General features: G+C 69.4%; 16 protein-coding genes. 6 read left to right on the forward strand and 10 right to left on the reverse strand.

Annotated elements, in window-relative coordinates; translation table 11 throughout:
- Nucleotides 1-200 precede the first annotated feature (200 nt).
- Nucleotides 201-431, forward strand: a complete 231-nt coding sequence (locus tag NMI01S_RS21955) for a DUF6374 family protein (RefSeq protein WP_062962442.1) — start codon at nt 201-203, stop codon at nt 429-431.
- 12 nt (nt 432-443) lie between these two features.
- On the opposite strand, the gene NMI01S_RS21960 is transcribed toward NMI01S_RS21955, so the two are convergent.
- The 9 genes from NMI01S_RS21960 to rimP all read right to left on the reverse strand — a co-directional run bounded on the left by NMI01S_RS21960 (nt 444) and on the right by rimP (nt 10,122).
- A complete protein-coding gene (locus NMI01S_RS21960) occupies nt 444-1,403 on the reverse strand; it encodes a metallophosphoesterase family protein (RefSeq protein WP_157126308.1) in 960 nt (319 codons plus the stop codon).
- A gap of 112 nt (nt 1,404-1,515) precedes the next feature.
- Nucleotides 1,516-2,889: an MATE family efflux transporter gene (locus NMI01S_RS21965; RefSeq protein ID WP_063000116.1), complete on the reverse strand. Its 1,374-nt coding sequence runs from the start codon at nt 2,887-2,889 to the stop codon at nt 1,516-1,518.
- Nucleotides 2,890-2,964: 75 nt separating this feature from the next.
- Nucleotides 2,965-3,981: a DHH family phosphoesterase gene (locus NMI01S_RS21970; protein WP_063000118.1), complete on the reverse strand. Its 1,017-nt coding sequence runs from the start codon at nt 3,979-3,981 to the stop codon at nt 2,965-2,967.
- Nucleotides 3,982-4,063: 82 nt separating this feature from the next.
- Entirely contained in the window at nt 4,064-4,507 is a 444-nt protein-coding gene (gene rbfA / locus NMI01S_RS21975) for a 30S ribosome-binding factor RbfA (protein ID WP_063000119.1), read from the reverse strand.
- 23 nt (nt 4,508-4,530) lie between these two features.
- Nucleotides 4,531-4,821, reverse strand: a complete 291-nt coding sequence (locus NMI01S_RS21980; RefSeq protein ID WP_063000120.1) for a DUF503 domain-containing protein — start codon at nt 4,819-4,821, stop codon at nt 4,531-4,533.
- Between the two features lie 100 nt (nt 4,822-4,921).
- Nucleotides 4,922-7,897, reverse strand: a complete 2,976-nt coding sequence (gene infB, locus NMI01S_RS21985) for a translation initiation factor IF-2 (protein ID WP_063000121.1) — start codon at nt 7,895-7,897, stop codon at nt 4,922-4,924.
- Nucleotides 7,898-8,017: 120 nt separating this feature from the next.
- Entirely contained in the window at nt 8,018-8,398 is a 381-nt protein-coding gene (locus NMI01S_RS34315; RefSeq protein WP_084513154.1) for a YlxR family protein, read from the reverse strand.
- A gap of 63 nt (nt 8,399-8,461) precedes the next feature.
- The gene (gene nusA, locus NMI01S_RS21990) at nt 8,462-9,490 is read right to left on the reverse strand and encodes a transcription termination factor NusA (RefSeq protein WP_063000122.1); all 1,029 of its coding nucleotides are present in this window, start codon (nt 9,488-9,490) and stop codon (nt 8,462-8,464) included.
- Nucleotides 9,487-10,122 carry a ribosome maturation factor RimP gene (gene rimP / locus NMI01S_RS21995; RefSeq protein ID WP_063000123.1) on the reverse strand — a complete coding sequence of 212 codons (636 nt, stop codon included), beginning with the start codon at nt 10,120-10,122 and terminating at the stop codon, nt 9,487-9,489. The genes nusA and rimP overlap by 4 nt, the downstream gene beginning before the upstream one ends.
- A 390-nt stretch (nt 10,123-10,512) precedes the next feature.
- Here rimP and NMI01S_RS22000 point away from each other — a divergent pair, with 390 nt between their 5' ends.
- The 3 genes from NMI01S_RS22000 (at nt 10,513) to NMI01S_RS22010 (ending at nt 12,036) form a co-directional block, all read left to right on the forward strand.
- Nucleotides 10,513-11,052, forward strand: coding sequence for a hypothetical protein (locus NMI01S_RS22000; protein ID WP_245716975.1), 540 nt, complete (start codon nt 10,513-10,515; stop codon nt 11,050-11,052).
- Nucleotides 11,049-11,480: a ferritin-like domain-containing protein gene (locus tag NMI01S_RS22005; protein WP_063000126.1), complete on the forward strand. Its 432-nt coding sequence runs from the start codon at nt 11,049-11,051 to the stop codon at nt 11,478-11,480. The genes NMI01S_RS22000 and NMI01S_RS22005 overlap by 4 nt, the downstream gene beginning before the upstream one ends.
- 127 nt (nt 11,481-11,607) lie before the next feature.
- Nucleotides 11,608-12,036 carry a hypothetical protein gene (locus tag NMI01S_RS22010; protein WP_063000128.1) on the forward strand — a complete coding sequence of 143 codons (429 nt, stop codon included), beginning with the start codon at nt 11,608-11,610 and terminating at the stop codon, nt 12,034-12,036.
- 66 nt (nt 12,037-12,102) lie between these two features.
- On the opposite strand, the gene NMI01S_RS22015 is transcribed toward NMI01S_RS22010, so the two are convergent.
- A complete protein-coding gene (locus NMI01S_RS22015; RefSeq protein ID WP_063000130.1) occupies nt 12,103-13,860 on the reverse strand; it encodes a proline--tRNA ligase in 1,758 nt (585 codons plus the stop codon).
- 58 nt (nt 13,861-13,918) lie between these two features.
- Between NMI01S_RS22015 and yaaA the strand changes: the two genes are divergently transcribed.
- The gene (gene yaaA / locus NMI01S_RS22020; RefSeq protein ID WP_063000132.1) at nt 13,919-14,683 is read left to right on the forward strand and encodes a peroxide stress protein YaaA; all 765 of its coding nucleotides are present in this window, start codon (nt 13,919-13,921) and stop codon (nt 14,681-14,683) included.
- A gap of 212 nt (nt 14,684-14,895) precedes the next feature.
- Entirely contained in the window at nt 14,896-16,662 is a 1,767-nt protein-coding gene (locus NMI01S_RS35655; protein ID WP_218021087.1) for a three-helix bundle dimerization domain-containing protein, read from the forward strand.
- Nucleotides 16,663-16,715: the final 53 nt, after the last annotated feature.

Raw genomic sequence — 16,715 nt, forward strand, 5'->3', positions numbered from 1 at the left:
CGACCCTGTCTGCGCTACGAGCCTAGCGGTGCGCGCGGTACCCGGACTCGGCCAGCTCCGGGCAAGCGGCCTCGGCCGGGCCGGACCGGGCCGACGAACGGGACCATGGTGCATCGCTTCCGCTGAACCGACGGGTGCGCGCCGCTCGCACACCGAGGCGGGTATCGAAAGTATGTTCGAAGTGGAGTAGTCTGCCGCGCATGGAGCTCACCCCGCTGGAGTACGCACGACTGAACCTGGAACAGGTACGAGCCCAACTCGTCGACGCGGCGGCCTTCGACAAGGCGCTGACCCCCGATCAGCTCGAGCGGGCCGCGTGGAAGATTCGCGAGGGCCTGCGGATCTATCGCGAGCACACCGAAACCCACCCCGCGAGCCGCCCCGGCGGCGCCTGCCTGGACTATCGGGGAGCGCGCCGGCGGCCGTGGTGACGCCGCGCCGGCTCAGCGCACGCCGCGGCGGCGGTCGGCGAGACGGCGCATCTCCGCGGCGGCTTCCCGCATCTCCGCAGTGATCTTGAAGTGGCCACCCCATTCGTTGAGGTCGTCCGGGCCGTATTCGGGGGCGGGCAGGATCTGGCGCAGCAGCTTGTCCGGAAGCCCGCGGCGCTGCCATTCGCGCGGATAGCCGAGCGAAACCTCCTCGAACCGGACACCGTCGTAGAAAGTGGTGCGCGGAATGTGCAGGTGGCCGTAGACCGAGCAGACGACGTTGTAGCGGGTGTGCCAGTCGGCGGTGTCCTCGGTGCCGCACCACAGCGAGAATTCCGGATAGAACAGCATCCGGGTGGGTTCGCGCAGCATCGGGAAGTGATTGATCAGCACCACCGCTGTGTCGGGCTCCAGCGCGTCGAGCCGGCGCCGGCTGTATTGGACCCGGGCCCGGCACCAGGCGTCGCGCGTCAGATAGGGGTCGCTGGCCAGCAGGAATTCGTCGGTGGCGACCACATTGCGGTCCCGGGCGATGGCCAGCGCCTCGGCCTTGGTGTGCGCGCCCTCGGGCATCCACGAATAGTCGTAGAGGATGAACAGCGGCGCGATCGTCACCCGGCCGCCGTACTGTTCGGCGCCCGCACCCTCCCAGACCGGGAACTCGTCCTCCGGGGTCACCACATCGAGGTCGCGGCACAGGGCGACCAGGTAGTCGTAGCGGGGCGCACCCTTGATCTGCACGGGATCCTTGGTGGTCGTCCACAATTCGTGATTGCCCGGAACCCAGATCACCTTGGCGAAGCGTTCACGCAAGGTGCGCAGCGCCCAGCGAATGTCGTCGGTCTTCTCCCCCACGTCGCCGGCGACGATCAGCCAGTCCTCCGGTGAATCCGCGCGGATCTGCTCGACCACCGGTTTGTTCCCCTGATGACCGACATGGATATCGCTCACCGCCATCAACTTAGGCATCACCGTTCCACCATCCCATGATCATCGTCGTGCGAGCACACCCGGCCCTCGCGTGCGGGCATACCCGGCTCCGGAGTCGGCGAACAGGCGGCGCGGCGATCGACCGGGTGTGCGGTCACGCCGACCGGGGAATCTCGGTTCCGGTGCGGGCCCAGCGCCCCGACAACGCGCGTGCGCCGACCGCGATCATGCGCAGCAGGATGAAGGCGCTCAGCCCGGACCAGATTCCCGCGATACCCCAGTCGAAGCTCAGCGACAGCCAGATGGCGGGCAGGAAACCCAGCAGCGCAGCGGCCATCGTCGTGTTGCGCAGATACGAGGCGTCGCCCGCGCCCAGCAGTACGCCGTCGAGTGCGAAGACCACTCCGGCGGCGGGAATGAGTGGCACGAAGAACCACCAGATGACGTGCACCCGATCCAGAACCGCCGGATCGCCGGTGAATATCTGGGGTACGACGGTGTATCCGGCGGCGAAGACCACCGCGAGCACCACCGCGAAGAGGGTGGACCACAGCGTGATCCGGCGTGCCAGCACGCGCGCGCCGGAGGCGTCACCGGAGCCCAGCGCCGCACCGGTGAGGGTCTGCGCCGCGATGGCCAGCGAATCCAGTGTCAGGGCAAGGAAATTCCACAGTTGCAGCACGAGCTGGTGGGCGGCCACCGAGGCGGCGCCGAACCGGGCGGCGACCGCGCCGGCCGAGACGAAACAGGCCTGGAACGCCAGACTCCGGACGATCAGATCCCGGCCGAGCACCAGCTGCGCGCGCATGACCCGCGGATGCGGGCGCAGCGGCACCCGCCGGCGCACCAGCGCGGCCACGAACAATCCGCCCGAGACCATCTGCCCGGCCACATTCGCCACCGCCGAGCCGGCCAGTTCCATCCGGGGCGCGCCCAGCAGGCCGTGCACCAGCAGCGGGCACAGCAGTGCCGAAACAACCAGTCCCGCAATCACATACACCAGCGGCCGCCGCGTCAGCTGCACTCCGCGCAACCAGCCGTTACCGGCCATGGTCAGCAGGATCAACGGAACCCCGAACAGCGCGATCCGCAACCAGCGCAATGCCTCGTCCGCGATCTCGTCGCCGCCCGCGATCACATTCACGACGGGTCGTGCGAACACCTGCAGCACAACGACGATCGCCAGCCCGGCGGCCACGGCGAGCCAACTCGCCTGCACCCCTTCGGCGACCGCGCCCCGTTCGTCACCGGCGCCGTGGCGGCGGGCGGAGCGGGCGGTGGTCCCGTAACTCAGGAAGGTCAACTGGGTGCTGACCTGTCCGAGGATCAGACCGCCCACGGCGAGGCCCGCGAGCGCCAGCGCCCCCAGCCGGCCCACCACCGCCATATCGAACAGCAGGTAGATCGGTTCTGCGACAAGCACTCCCAGCGTGGGGATCGCGATGCCGAGAATGCGGCGCGGACCCGCATCGTGGGGCGCGGCGCCGGCGACGGCCGTGACACCGTCTTCGGGATGTATCTCGACCATGCCGTCAGATCCGACCCCGGAGACCGCGGCGAACGTCCACGGGGACCGCTGCCGGCCACCCGCCGCGTCCCATGCTCAGCTCTTCCGGCCGGGGGCCAATTCCGCGAGCAGATCCGCCACCACGTCGTCGGACGTCCCGTAGGTCGTATAGCCGGCGGCGTAGCGGTGGCCGCCTCCGCCCAGGCCGGTCGCGACGCGGGCGACGTCGACGGCATCACCGGTACCGACACCGCTGTCACGCGAGCGCAGCGACACCGTCCAGCAGCCGGCATCGGTGCGGGATTGCTTGAATACCGCCGCCACATCCGCCTCGGCGGTGGTGCGGACGACGTCGATGACGCTTTCCACCTCCTCCGACCGCAATCCGTCGGAGTCGTCGCTGTGAACGAAGGCGTAGACGAGTCCGGCGCCACCGGCCGCGCGCGGTTCCAGCCGCGCCGATCCGAGCACCCGCGACAACATCGGCAACCAGCCGAAGGGATGGGTGTCCATCAGCGTGCGCGTGATTCCCGCACCGTCGATTCCGGTGGCCAGCAAACGATCCGCCAGCAGATGGGTGCCGGGGCCGCCCCAGCGGAAACACCCCGTATCGGTGACCAGACCGGCGAACAGGCAGTGCGCGATGTCCCGGTCGATCTCCTCACCCCAGGCGTCGAACAGCCGCGCCAGCACACTGGTGGTGGACTCCGCGGTCTCGTCGATCAGGTTCACATCGCCGAAGCGGGTGTTGGAGCGATGGTGGTCGATCACGACAGTGGTTGCGGCGCCGTCGATTCGGTCCGCGAGCGCGCCGAGGCGCCCGACGCTGCCGCAGTCGACCGTGACCAGCACATCCACCCGCGCCGCGACCTGTTCGGCCGGCACCAGATGCTCCACGCCCGGCAGCGAGCGCATCGATGCCGGAAGTTCGGCCGGCTCGGCGAACGACACCTGCACCGGCACCCCGCGCCGATGCAGCACCTGCGCCAATGCCAGTCCGCTACCGACGGTGTCGGCGTCCGGCTGCACATGACACAGCACGGTCACCGATCGCGCGGCCGCCAATACCTCGACGGCCGCGGCCGGATCCGCCGACGACGTCACAGCTGTCATCTCCAAGCTCGATTCTCCGGCGACAGAACCGGGACACCGCCTCGCGACCCCGGCCCGTCCGCCGCATCGACCGCCGTGGCGGTCAGTCTTCCTCGTCGGGGTCGGGTTTGTAGGGATCGGCGTCGCCGGCATGGGTGGCATTGGCCGCGACCTGCGCCACCTTCTCGTCGAGCGCGCGGGCCTTCGCCAGCAGCTGTTCCATCTCGCGCGCCGCATCCGGCACGGTGTCGAGGACGAAACTCAGCGACGGCGTGAACTTGATCCCGGTGGCCGCGCCCACCTTGGAGCGCAGTACCCCCTTGGCCTTCTCCAGTCCGGCCGCGGCGCCCGCGAAATCCGGTTCGGCGGCGAGGGTTTCACCCATCACCGTGTAATAGACGGTCGCCTCCCGCAAGTCACCGGTCACCTTGGCATCGGTGACGGTGACGAAACGCAGCCGCGGATCCTTGATCTCGTATTCGATCGCCGTCCCGACGATCGAGACGATCCGCTTCGCGAGTCGGCGTGCCCTGGCCTGATCCACCATGGCGGGCCCTCCTCACTTGTCATTCAGTCTTCGGGTCCGAAGATGCGGCGGCGTACTGCCAGCAACTGTAACTCCGGACGGGCCGCCACGTGGCGTTCACACTTGTCCAGCACCGCTGTGAGATGTCCCATCTCGGAGCTGACCAGCGCGACGCCCAACTGTGAGCGGCGGTGTTGATCGTGATCCCCGCCCTCGACCGCGCTGACGCCGAAGCGCTGCAGTTCGGCCAGTATCGGACGGATCACCGACCGCTTTTCCTTCAACGAGTGCACATCGCCGAGCAGGATGTCGAACTCCAATGCACCGACGAACAACGGCTCACCTCTTCACATGTCGCAACGGGCGCCCGGCGAAACGAACGTCACGTTCGGTCGATGTCTGCACCGAACGTGACGTTCGTTCACTATGGACGACTCAGTCGCGCGGCTTCTCCCGAAGCTCGTAGGCCTCGATGATGTCGCCTTCCTTGATGTCGTTGTAGCCCAACGTCATACCGCATTCGAAGCCCTCGCGGACCTCGGTGGCGTCGTCCTTCTCCCGGCGCAGCGACTGGATCGTCGTATCGGCGATCACCACGCTGTCGCGCAGCAGGCGGGCCTTGGCGTTGCGCTTGACCGTCCCGGAGGTGATCATGCAGCCGGCGATGTTGCCGAACTTCGAGGAGCGGAACACCGCGCGGATCTCGGCGCGACCCAGTTCGGCCTCTTCGTAGATCGGCTTGAGCATGCCCTTGAGGGCCTTCTCGATCTCGTCGATGGCCTGGTAGATCACCGAGTAGTAGCGGATGTCCACACCCTCGCGGTTGGCGAGTTCGGTGGCCTTGCCCTCGGCCCGGACGTTGAACCCGATGATGATCGCGTTCGACGCCGAGGCCAGGTTGACGTTGGTCTCGGTGACACCACCGACACCGCGGTCGATGACCCGCAGCCGGACCTCGTCGCTGATCTCGATGCCGAGCAGCGCCTCTTCGAGGGCCTCGACCGTACCGGAGTTGTCGCCCTTGAGGATCAGGTTGAGCTCCGAGGTCTCCTTCAGAGCGGCGTCCAGATCTTCCAGGCTGATCCGCTTGCGGCTGCGCGCGGCCAGAGCGTTGCGCTTGCGCGCATTGCGCCGGTCGGCGATCTGGCGGGCGATGCGGTCCTCCTCGACGACGAGCAGGTTGTCGCCCGCGCCCGGCACCGAGGTGAAACCGATGACCTGCACCGGACGCGACGGCAGCGCCGCGTCCACATCCTCGCCGTGTTCGTCGACCATGCGGCGGACGCGACCGTAGGCGTCACCGGCCACGATCGAGTCGCCGACGCGCAAGGTACCGCGCTGCACCAGCACGGTGGCCACCGGACCACGGCCGCGGTCCAGATGCGCCTCGATGGCGACACCCTGGGCGTCCATATCCGGGTTGGCCCGCAGGTCCAGTGCCGCGTCCGCGGTCAGCACCACGGCCTCGAGCAGGGCTTCGATATTGGTGCCCTGACGCGCCGAGATGTTGACGAACATGGTGTCGCCGCCGTACTCCTCGGCCACCAGGTTGTATTCGGTGAGCTGCTGGCGGACCTTCTCCGGATTCGCGCCTTCCTTGTCGATCTTGTTGACCGCCACCACGATCGGCACGTCCGCGGCCTGCGCGTGGTTGATGGCCTCCACCGTCTGCGGCATGACGCCGTCGTCGGCGGCGACCACGAGGATCGCGATGTCGGTGGCCTTCGCACCACGGGCACGCATGGCGGTGAACGCCTCGTGACCCGGGGTGTCGATGAAGGTGATCAGGCGCTCTTCGTCGTTGACGTTGGTGAGGACCTGGTAGGCGCCGATGTGCTGGGTGATACCGCCGGCCTCGCCCTCGCGGACGTTGGTCTTACGAATCGTGTCCAGCAGTCGGGTCTTACCGTGGTCGACGTGACCCATGACGGTCACGACCGGCGGACGGACCTGCAGGTCCTCCTCGTCGCCCTCGTCCTCGCCGTAGCTGAGGTCGAAGCTCTCCAGCAGCTCGCGGTCCTCGTCCTCGGGCGAGACCACGTGCACGACGTAGTTCATCTCGCCGCCGAGCAGCTCGAAGATCTCGTCGTTGACCGACTGGGTAGCGGTGACCATCTCACCGAGGTTGAACAGCACCTGCACCAGCGAGGCCGGGTTGGCGTTGATCTTCTCGGCGAAGTCCGACAGCGACGCGCCGCGGGCGAGACGGATGATCTCGCCGTTGCCGCGCGGCAGCCGCACACCGCCGACCGACGGCGCCTGCATGTTCTCGTATTCGGCGCGTTTCGCCCGCTTCGACTTGCGGCCCTTACGGGGGGCGCCACCGGGACGGCCGAAGGCACCCGCGGCACCGCCGCGACCGCCGCCACCACCCGGGCGACCACCGCCGCCACCGGGACGACCGCGGAAACCACCGGCCACGGGCGCACCCGCGCCACCGCCGCCACCGGCACCGCCGCCACCGCGGTAGTTACCGCCGCCGCCACCACCGGGACGACCGCCGCCGCCACCCGGCGCACCGCCGGGACGACCCGGACGACCCGCCGACGGGCCCGGACGGGCCGCACGAGCGGGCATCGCACCCGGATTCGGCCGGGGCGGCATCGAGCCGGGAGACGGACGCGGGCCACCGGGACGGGGACCGCCCTGACCGGCCGGCGGACGCGGCGCGCCCTGACCCGGGCCCGGACGCGGACCACCCTGGCCGGGACGCGGACCGCCCTGACCCGGACGCGGCGCACCCTGACCGGGCCCCGGACGCGGGCCGGGAGCCGGACGCGGCGCCGGGCGCTCGGGGGCCGACGAGAACGGATTGTTGCCCACCCGCGGGGCCTTCGGACCGGGCTTGGGGCCGGGCGCCGCCGGACGCGGCGCACCCTGCTGCCCACCCGGAGTGCGCGGCTGGCCGGGACGCGGCGCGCCCTGGGCCGGACGAGCACCGGGCTGCTGCGCCGGAGCCGACGGGGCGGACGCCGACGGCGCCGCACTCGCGGAGGCCGCCGGAGCGGCCGGCTTCGGACCCGGCTTGACGGCCGGTCCGGGCTTCACCGCATCGGGACGTGCTGCCGCCGCGGGGGTTTCGGCCGCGGGGGCCGAATCGGCCTGGGCCGCAGCCGGAGTCGCAGCCGGAGCCGGACGCGGACCGGGACGCGGGCCCGGGGTCGCACCGGCGGCCGGCTTGGCTGCCGGACGTGCCTGGGCGGGACCGGGTTTCGCGGAGGATTTCGCGGAGCCGTTGGACGGGGCGGACTTCGCCGCGAACGACTCCCGGAGCCGACGCGCGACGGGTGCCTCCACCGTCGACGACGCCGACTTCACGAACTCGCCCTGCTCCTTGAGCGTTGCGAGTAGTTCTTTGCTCGTGACACCGAGTTCTTTAGCCAACTCGTGCACGCGGGCCTTGCCTGCCACTGCTCTCCTCACTGAGAGGTCGAGCGCGACAGTCTCTTGCTCCCCGTTCAGGGGTCAGGACGCCCGCACGACCTCGGGTTATCTTCGATGGCCGTTCATCGTTGGTACTTCACGGTGTGCTCATGAGTGCTCGTGCCTGTTCTCGACGTAGTGCTCCAGGGCTGAGATATCCAGTTTTCCGGACACTCGTAGCGCTCTGCCGAACGCTCGGCGCCGCTCTGCCATGCTCAGACAAGCCGAAACGGGGTGCAACCAGGCACCCCTCCCGGGAAGTCTGCGCCGCGGATCGGGAACGATCGCGACGACGGCGTCCCTGTCGGGAGCGCTGCCGGGCGATTGCGCCACGACCCGCAACAGATCGGCGGCCAGCTCGCGTTTCCGGCATCCGACACAGGTCCGGGCCGGGCCGGGAGTTCGGGTTTTCACCCGAGCACCGACCTGGGCGGAAAGTGCGGATACCGAAGACTCGCGCTGAGCCTGTGTCCACTGTACCGCTGCCATGTCCCGATCTCCGCATCCAGCCCCTGGTTGACTTCCGCACTCGCGCTGCCGTCCCGGCGCGGCCTACCCGTGCTGGGCGTGCGGCCGCGGCGATCCGGCCACGTCGGGGGCGGCGTCGGAGCGGATATCGATGCGCCAACCGGTCAACCGCGCGGCCAGCCGGGCGTTCTGACCTTCCTTGCCGATCGCCAGCGACAGCTGGAAATCGGGGACCACGACCCGGGCGGCACGGGCCTCCGGATCGACGATCGTGACCGACACAACCTTCGACGGGCTCAGCGCATTCCCGACGAAGGCGGCCGGATCCTCGGCCCAGTCGATGATGTCGATCTTCTCGCCCGCCAGCTCGCTCATCACGTTGCGCACGCGCTGCCCCATCGGGCCGATACACGCGCCCTTGGCGTTCACGCCGGGCACCGTGGAGCGCACCGCGATCTTGGAGCGGTGGCCGGCCTCGCGGGCCACGGCGACGATCTCCACCGACCCGTCGGCGATCTCGGGCACCTCGAGCGCGAAGAGCCGGCGCACCAGATTCGGGTGCGTGCGCGACAGCGTGATCTGCGGGCCGCGCGCGCCGCGGGAGACGCCGTAGACGTAGCACTTGATGCGGTCGCCGTGCTCGTAGGTCTCGCCGGGGACCTGCTCGGCCGGCGGGATCAGTCCCTCGGCGCCGTTGGCCTCGCTGCCGATGCGCACCACGACCGTGCCGCGGGCGTTCATCCGGGCGTCGCGCTGGACGACGCCGCCGACGATATCGCCCTCGTGCGTCGAGAACTCACCGAAGGATTTCTCGTTCTCGGCGTCGCGCAGCCGCTGCAGCACGACTTGGCGCGCGGTGGTGGCGGCGATGCGGCCGAAACCCTCGGGAGTGTCGTCCCATTCGGAGACGACGTTGCCGTCGGCGTCGGTCTCGGTGGCCATCACGCGCACCACGCCGGTCTTCTGGTTGATGTCGATGCGTGCGTTGGGCTCATGGCCCTCGGTGTGCCGATAGGCGGTCAGCAGAGCCGACTCGATCGCGGAGAGCACTGTCTCCATCGAGATTCCCTTATCGGCGACGATCGCACGCAGGGCTTCGATTTCGATGTTCATTCCACGATCCCTTCGGTCGGCGCAACTACTGAGTGTTCTTCACGGGCGGCGGGTGCGGCCGGATCGACGGCCTGATCGGCGGCGCCCGGTTCCGGACGGCCCGCGGCCACGCCCCCGGCGAGTTCCATTTCCGCCGCACCGGGTGCCGAGAACTCCACCTGGACGACCGCGGATTCGATATCGGCCAGCGGCACGCTCACCCGGTGGGGCGCACGTTTGCCGCCGAGCACCAGGGCCACCTCGGTATCGGTGCTCGCGCCGACCCGGGCGTCGAAGCTGGACGGGCCGTCGGGGGTCTGCGCCCCGGACCGCATCCGCACCCGCACCTTGCGACCGCGAGCCCGTCGCCAGTGCCGCGGGGCGGTCAGCGGGCGCTCGACACCCGGGGTGGTGACTTCCAGCAGATAGGGGGTTTCGCCGACATCGGCGGCCTCGTCGAGCGCTTCGGAGATCTCGGAACTCACTTCCGCGATCGTGTCCAGATCGACGGTTTCGTCGCCGTCGACGGTCACCGTCACCCGCGCCTGCGGCCCGCCCGCGGCCGTGATGTGCACGCCCTCGAGGTCGAGCCCTCGGCGTTCGACGAGCCCAGCAACGAGCTGGCTCACCCTTTCCTCGGTCGGCATCGGCATATGGGGCGGCTCCTGGTTCAGTTGTGACGCGGTATCGGTCCTGGTCCGGCGTGGTCGGCGCGCATGTCCCGCGGATTGTTCCGCCGGAGGTCTAGCGTAACGCGCTGCAAGAGTGTAAAGGACCAGCCAACCCGGTCGAGTCGGCCCGGGTCGAGTTCTGCTGCGCGCCCGCGGTCCGCCGGACCGCCTCGGGCACGGCGAACGGACCGGCCGACGGACCACACCCCTTCCGGACGGGACCATTCCCCGGCGAGGCCGGGGCGCGCACCGACGACAGCACCCGGGCTCAGCTGGGCGGACGGAAGGCGGGCCCGGCGCGGACGGCCGCGAGCGCGGCATGCCGGCGGGCTGGGCGCGGGGGCGAATGATGATCACTGGCACGATGTAGGCGTGCCCAGCCGTCTCGATGTGATTCCGGTGCCGCCGGATCGGACCGTTCCCCCGCGCCTCGACCGTCGCTCGCTGTTGCGCTCGGCCGGAGGCGGCGTGGTCGCGCTCGTCGCCGTGAGCGCGGTCGCGGCCTGTTCGGACGACAAGCCGTCCGCGCCGGATGTGCTTGTGTCGCAGGAGGAATCGGCGCGCACCGACGCCGTGTGGGCGAAGGCGGCGATCGCCGCCGCACCGGAACACACCGCCGCGCTGACCGTCGTCGCCGCACAGCGCGCCCAGCACGCCGATGCGCTGCGCACCGAAATCGACCGCGCGGTAGGCGTGTACGGGGACGGCACGAAACCGAAATCCGCGACCCCACCCGTCGCCGAACCGCCCGCTCCCACCCCGCCACCGACCGTCGCCGCGCTGCGGGCCCGGCTCACCGACTCCCAGCACTCCGCGGCCGAGGTGGCCACGACCCAGACCGGATACCGTGCCGGCCTGCTCGCCTCGATCAGCGCCTGCTGCGGCGCCCACGTGGCGGTGGTGCTGGCGTGAGTACCGATCAGCAGGCGCTGCTCGACGCGCTGAACGCCGAATACACCGCCGTCTACGCCTACGGCCTCATCGCGGCCTACGCGTCCCCGGAGCGGGCGAAGATCGTCGCCGAGTTCACCGCGACCCACCGCGCCCGCCGCGATGCCACCGCCGACGCGCTGAAGGCGGCCGGTGCGAGCGTCCCGGCGCCCGCCGCGGCCTACACCCCGCCCTTCGCGGTCGACGATCCCATCCCCGCGGCCAAACTCGCGGTCACCGTCGAAACCGACACCGCGGTCGCCTGGCGTGCGGTCGTGGAACACTCCACCACCGCGGATCTGCGCCGCACCGGTACCGAGGCCCTCACCGAATGCGCCACCCGCCTGGCCACCTGGCAGTCGATCCTCGGCGTGAATCCCGCGACCACACCGTTCCCGGGCCGGCCCTGAGCCCGGGCCGGCTGCCCGGCCGCACGATCGCCCCCGGTATCCGCGCACCCCGCGCGGACCCGGCACACCGGTAGCGTGCTGCGGTATGCGGTGTACGCCGCGGGGATACGTCGAAGGGAGAACGGGAATGGCCGTGGGGATACGACGGATCGGTGCGGCGGCGGCCGCCGGGGCGCTCGGATCGCTGCTCGCCGTGAGCGTCGCGGACGCCGACGTCACGGGCGTGCGTGTCGACGCCGGGGCGGACGGGTTGCGAACCGGATGTTCCGCCACGCTGACCGCGACGCTCGACACCCCGGTGCCGGATGGCGGCGCGGTGACGTTCATCAACAGTGGCGGCTCGGTCCCGGGTAACGGCGAACCCATCGCGGGCACTCCGGTTTTTCACCCCGAGAACGGCACGGTGACCATGGCGTGGACGCCGAAATACACCGGGCGGCAGAACATCACGGCACAGCAGTTCACGCCCGGAAGTTACACGTCCAGCAGCTATATCACCGTCGACGTCGTGGGCAGCGGCCTGAACACCGGCAGCTCCTGCCTTCCGCTGCCGTAGCGCGCGTCGCCGGCACCGGGACCGCAGGGGTGCACCCGGTCGTGACGACCGGGTGCACGCGAGTGATCAGCCGCGAATCTTCGCGAGCACGGTGTCGACGGCCGCGGCCGCCGGAATGTCCTCGGATTCCCCGGTGAAGCGGTTCCGCAGTTCCACCTTGCCGTCGGCCCAGCCCCGGCCGATGACGAGAACCCAAGGCATGCCGAGCAATTCGGCATCCTTGAACTTGACGCCGGGTGAGGCGGTACGGTCGTCGAACAGCACCTCCAGGCCCTGGGCGTCCAGACCGGCGACGACCTCCTCGGCCCCGGCGCGGGCCGCCTCGTCCTTGTTGGCGATGACGACGTGCACGTCGAAGGGGGCGACCTCGGCCGGCCAGCGCAGGCCCTTCTCGTCGTGCATCTGCTCCGCGATCACCGCGACCATCCGGGAGACGCCGACGCCGTAGGAGCCCTGGACGAGCCGGACCGGTTTGCCGTTCTCACCGAGCACGTCCACCTCGAACGCATCGGTGTACTTGTAGCCGAGCTGGAAGATGTGGGCGATCTCGATACCGCGCGCCGAGTGCAGCACGCCGCGGCCGTCGGGCGAGGGGTCACCGTCGCGGACCTCGGCGGCCTCGATCGTGCCGTCGGGGGTGAAATCGCGGCCCGCGACGAGTCCGACGACATGTTTGCCGGAGGCGTCGGCACCGGTGATCCACGACGTGCCGGCCACCACACGCGGGTCGACCAGATAGCGAACATCGTTGTCCAGCAGCGCCTTCGGACCGATGTACCCCTTCACCAGGAACGGGTTGGCGGCGAAGTCCTCGTCGGTGAGCAACTCCACCTCGGCGGGCTCGAGGCTCGCGCCGAGCCGCTTGGCGTCGACCTCGCGATCACCGGGCACGCCGATACCGACGATCTCGGCCTTGCCATCGGGGTGGCGCAACTTCACCATGACGTTCTTCAACGTGTCGGCGGCGGTCACCGGGCGGCCGTACTGTTCGGCGATCCCGGCGTCGTTGGCCCAGTCGACGAGCGACGCGATGGTCGGTGTGCCCGGGGTGTCGTGCACGACGGCGGCCGGCTGCCCCTCGATCGGAAGCTCCGGCGGCGCGGGCGTCACCACGGCCTCCACATTGGCCGCGTACCCCGATTCGCGGCAGGTCACGTAGGTGTCCTCGCCGATCGGGCTGCTGGCCAGGAATTCCTCGGAGGCGCTACCACCCATCGCACCGGAGGTGGCGGCGACGATCACGTATTCGACCCCGAGCCGGGCGAAGATGCGCTGATATGCCTGGCGGTGTGCGGCATAGCTGGCCTTCAGGCCGTCCTCGTCGAGATCGAAGGAATAGGAATCCTTCATGACGAATTCGCGGCCCCGCAGAATTCCGGCGCGCGGCCGCTCCTCGTCGCGGTACTTGGTCTGAATCTGGTAGAGCGTGACCGGCAGATCCTTGTAAGAGTTGTATTCGCCCTTGACCGTCAGGGCGAACAATTCCTCGTGGGTGGGCCCGAGCAGCATGTCGGCGCCCTTACGGTCCTGCAGGCGGAAAAGGCTGTCGCCGTATTCGGTCCAGCGATTGGTGGTTTCGTACGGCTCGCGCGGCAGCAGTGCGGGCAGCGAAATCTCCTGGCCGCCGATCGCGTCCATCTCCTGGCGCACCACGTCCTCGACCTTGCGCAGCACCTTCAAGCCCAGCGGCAACCACGAATAGACGCCCGGCGCGATCCGGCGCACATATCCGGCGCGGACCAGAAGTTTGTGGCTGGGCACCTCGGCGTCGGCGGGATCGTCGCGCAGGGTGCGCAGGAACAGGTGCGAGAGACGGGTGATCACGGATGCACAGACTAGCCGCTGCTGCGTGGATGCCTGCAGGGCATTACCGTATCGGCTCGTGCTGGTGATTCTGCCTCCTTCCGAAACCAAGTCCGACGGCGGAACTCTCGGTCCGCTCGATCTGGATTCCCTGTGGTTACCGCAGCTCACCGCCGTACGGGACAAGCTGATCACCGAGCTGATCGAATTGTCCGCGGACCCGGAGGCGGCGCGGGCGGCATTGGGGTTGGGGAAGGCGACCGGCGCGGGCGCGGAGGGTTTGCAGACCGCACTCGCCCGCAACGCGTCGCTGCGGACCGCCGCGACCACACCCGCCCTGCGGCGCTACACCGGAGTGCTCTACGACGCACTCGACGCAGGTTCGCTGACCAAGACGCAGCGCGCTCGCGCCGAGCAGCGGCTGGCGATCGGTTCAGCGCTGTTCGGGGTCGTCCGCGCGGGGGACGCGATTCCGGGATATCGGCTCTCGGGCGGTTCGAAGCTGCCGGGACTGCCGACGCTGGCGTCGCTGTGGAAACCGGTGCTGGCCCCGGCATTGCGGGAAGCGACGGCCGGTCAGCTGGTCGTAGACCTGCGTTCGGGGACCTATCAGCAGTTGGGGCGGTTGCCCGGCGCGGTGACCGCGACCGTACTGACCGAACGCCCGGACGGCAGCCGCACGGTGGTGAGCCATTTCAACAAACATCACAAGGGGCTGCTGGCGCGGGCCCTGGTATCGACCCGCGCCGAACCCGGCGATATCCGGGCGCTGGCGCGGATAGCCGAAAAGGCCGGGCTGCGTGTGGAAATCGCGTCGTCGAGCGAACTGCTGGTCCTCACGTGAGTGAATTCTCGGTGACCGCCGACGTAATTCGAGCCGAATGCGACCTGCCCAACCACGGGAACAATCGCCGAAAAATGCCGCTCCACCAGCACATTTCAGGGAAGCAGGGCCGAAACATGGCCGCACGGAACGGGCATTCCGGCTCGCTATCGTAACCTCGGCGCGGCCGGCCGACCGCTGCCGTTGGGATGCGATTGGGCGAGGAGTTCGGCGTGGGTGACGCCACCGACCGTGAAGAAAAGGCACTGCGTCAGTTGACCGATCGACTGGTCGGCCATTACGGCAGCAGCCATTCCCCGGAATTGGTACAGGAATTGGTCGGCCAGGTGCGCCGGCGCTTCGACGGCCACGCCGTGCGCGATTTCGTGCCGATTCTGGTGGAACGCATCGTGCGCCGCGAATTGCAGCACACCCCACCGCAGCCCAAGGCCGAGGACTACTCGCACGAGCTCGAATACGCTGCCGCGCCGGTAGTTCCGGAACGGGTCTCGGCTCCCTCGATCGAGGAGGACATCTCCGACGCGTCCGCCTCCGAGCCCGGGCCGCCCGCCGACCGCGCCGCATCCGCCGACAGCCGCGACGCGGGCGCAGACCAGTCGGTTACCGACCGGACCGAAAGCGCTACACCTCAACGCCATTCGCTTCCCGACGCGGCCGCCGAGGTTCCGGTCGAGACCACGGCGGACGAGCGCGAAGACCTCGAAACGCCGGCGGTTTCCGCGATATCCGACGTCGCGATCGCCTCCGCCCACTCCCCCGTCGAACCGTCGAAACCGACGACCGTGGCGCAGACATCGCCCGCGAGTGACGCTCCGCCGGAGCCGGATCGCGAGACCGCGCCGAGCCCGGCCACCGACCCAACGGCCACACCGGGCCTGGTGACCACGTTGCGACAGCCTCGGATCCTGGCCGTAGCGGCAGCGGTGGTCGTCGTGGTCGTCGCGCTGGTGGTGGCCTTCGGCTTCCGCGGCGGCGACAACGCCACCCCCGCCCTGGCTCCCGCGCTGACCACCGCGCACGGCGTGGTCGGGTCGGAGAAGATGGGCTTGTTCACCGACCCGCGCGTAGTGGACGCCTTGGCGCGCAAGGGAATTCGGCTGGAGGTCGACCCGGCCGGATCGCGGCAGATCGCGACGTCGGTGAAGCTGGACGGTGACGACTTCGCCTTCCCGTCGAGCAGCCTCGCCGCCGAACGGATTCAGCGCGAACGCGGGATCACCGCGAAATACACGCCGTTCTCCTCGCCGATGGTGGTCGCGAGTTTCCGGCCGATCGTGGATCTGCTCGCCCGCGCGGGAATCGTCCGGCAGGGGCCGGTACCCACGTTCGATATGCGGCGGTATCTCGATCTCACGCAGCAGGGCACGCAGTGGGATCAGCTGGAGGGCAACACCGCATACCCGGTGCGCAAGAACGTGTTGATCTCCACCACCGACCCGCGGAGCTCCAATTCGGCGGCGATGTATCTGGCGGTGGCCGCCTACGTCGCCAACGACGATGCGATCGTGCAGGGCCCGGCCGCCGAGAATTTCGTCCTCTCGAAGGTGTCGCGACTGTTCACCAGACAGGGATACACCGAGAACTCGAGCGCGGGACCGTTCGGCGAATATCTCGCCGCCGGAATGGGTCCCACACCCATGGTGTGGGGATACGAATCGCAGTTCGTGGAGGCCGCCGTCGCCGGCAAACTGCCCCCCGACGCGGTGATGCTGTACCCGTCCCCGACGGTGCTGTCCCGGCACACGCTGGTCCCGCTGACCGCCACCGGCGACCGGGTCGGACAGCTGCTGAGCACCGATCCCGAATTGCAGCGACTGGCCGCCGAGCACGGCTTCCGCACCGCCGATCCGGCCCAGTTCACCGCCGTGACCGCCGAACACCACATTCCGGTCGCCCCAGGTGTGGTCGACGTCGTCGACCCTCCGACCTACGACACCCTGGAACACCTTCTCGACGGGGTCGCGCGCTCCTACAACTGATCGAGCGCCGATCGACGGACAGGTCGCCGGTCCCCCGGGCCGTCGCCCCGCCA

Source organism: Nocardia mikamii NBRC 108933, assembly GCF_001613505.1.
In the GTDB taxonomy this organism is placed as follows: Bacteria; Actinomycetota; Actinomycetes; order Mycobacteriales; family Mycobacteriaceae; genus Nocardia; species Nocardia mikamii.

Bases quoted from the DNA above. Each gene is read 5' to 3' on its own strand.
- NMI01S_RS21955 (WP_062962442.1), top strand. From the start codon at position 201: ATGGAGCTCACCCCGCTGGAGTACGCACGACTGAACCTGGAACAGGTA.
- NMI01S_RS21965 (WP_063000116.1), bottom strand. From the start codon at position 2,889: ATGGTCGAGATACATCCCGAAGACGGTGTCACGGCCGTCGCCGGCGCC.
- NMI01S_RS21970 (WP_063000118.1), bottom strand. From the start codon at position 3,981: ATGACAGCTGTGACGTCGTCGGCGGATCCGGCCGCGGCCGTCGAGGTA.
- rbfA (WP_063000119.1), bottom strand. From the start codon at position 4,507: ATGGTGGATCAGGCCAGGGCACGCCGACTCGCGAAGCGGATCGTCTCG.
- NMI01S_RS34315 (WP_084513154.1), bottom strand. From the start codon at position 8,398: ATGGCAGCGGTACAGTGGACACAGGCTCAGCGCGAGTCTTCGGTATCC.
- nusA (WP_063000122.1), bottom strand. From the start codon at position 9,490: ATGAACATCGAAATCGAAGCCCTGCGTGCGATCGTCGCCGATAAGGGA.
- rimP (WP_063000123.1), bottom strand. From the start codon at position 10,122: ATGCCGATGCCGACCGAGGAAAGGGTGAGCCAGCTCGTTGCTGGGCTC.
- NMI01S_RS22010 (WP_063000128.1), top strand. From the start codon at position 11,608: ATGGCCGTGGGGATACGACGGATCGGTGCGGCGGCGGCCGCCGGGGCG.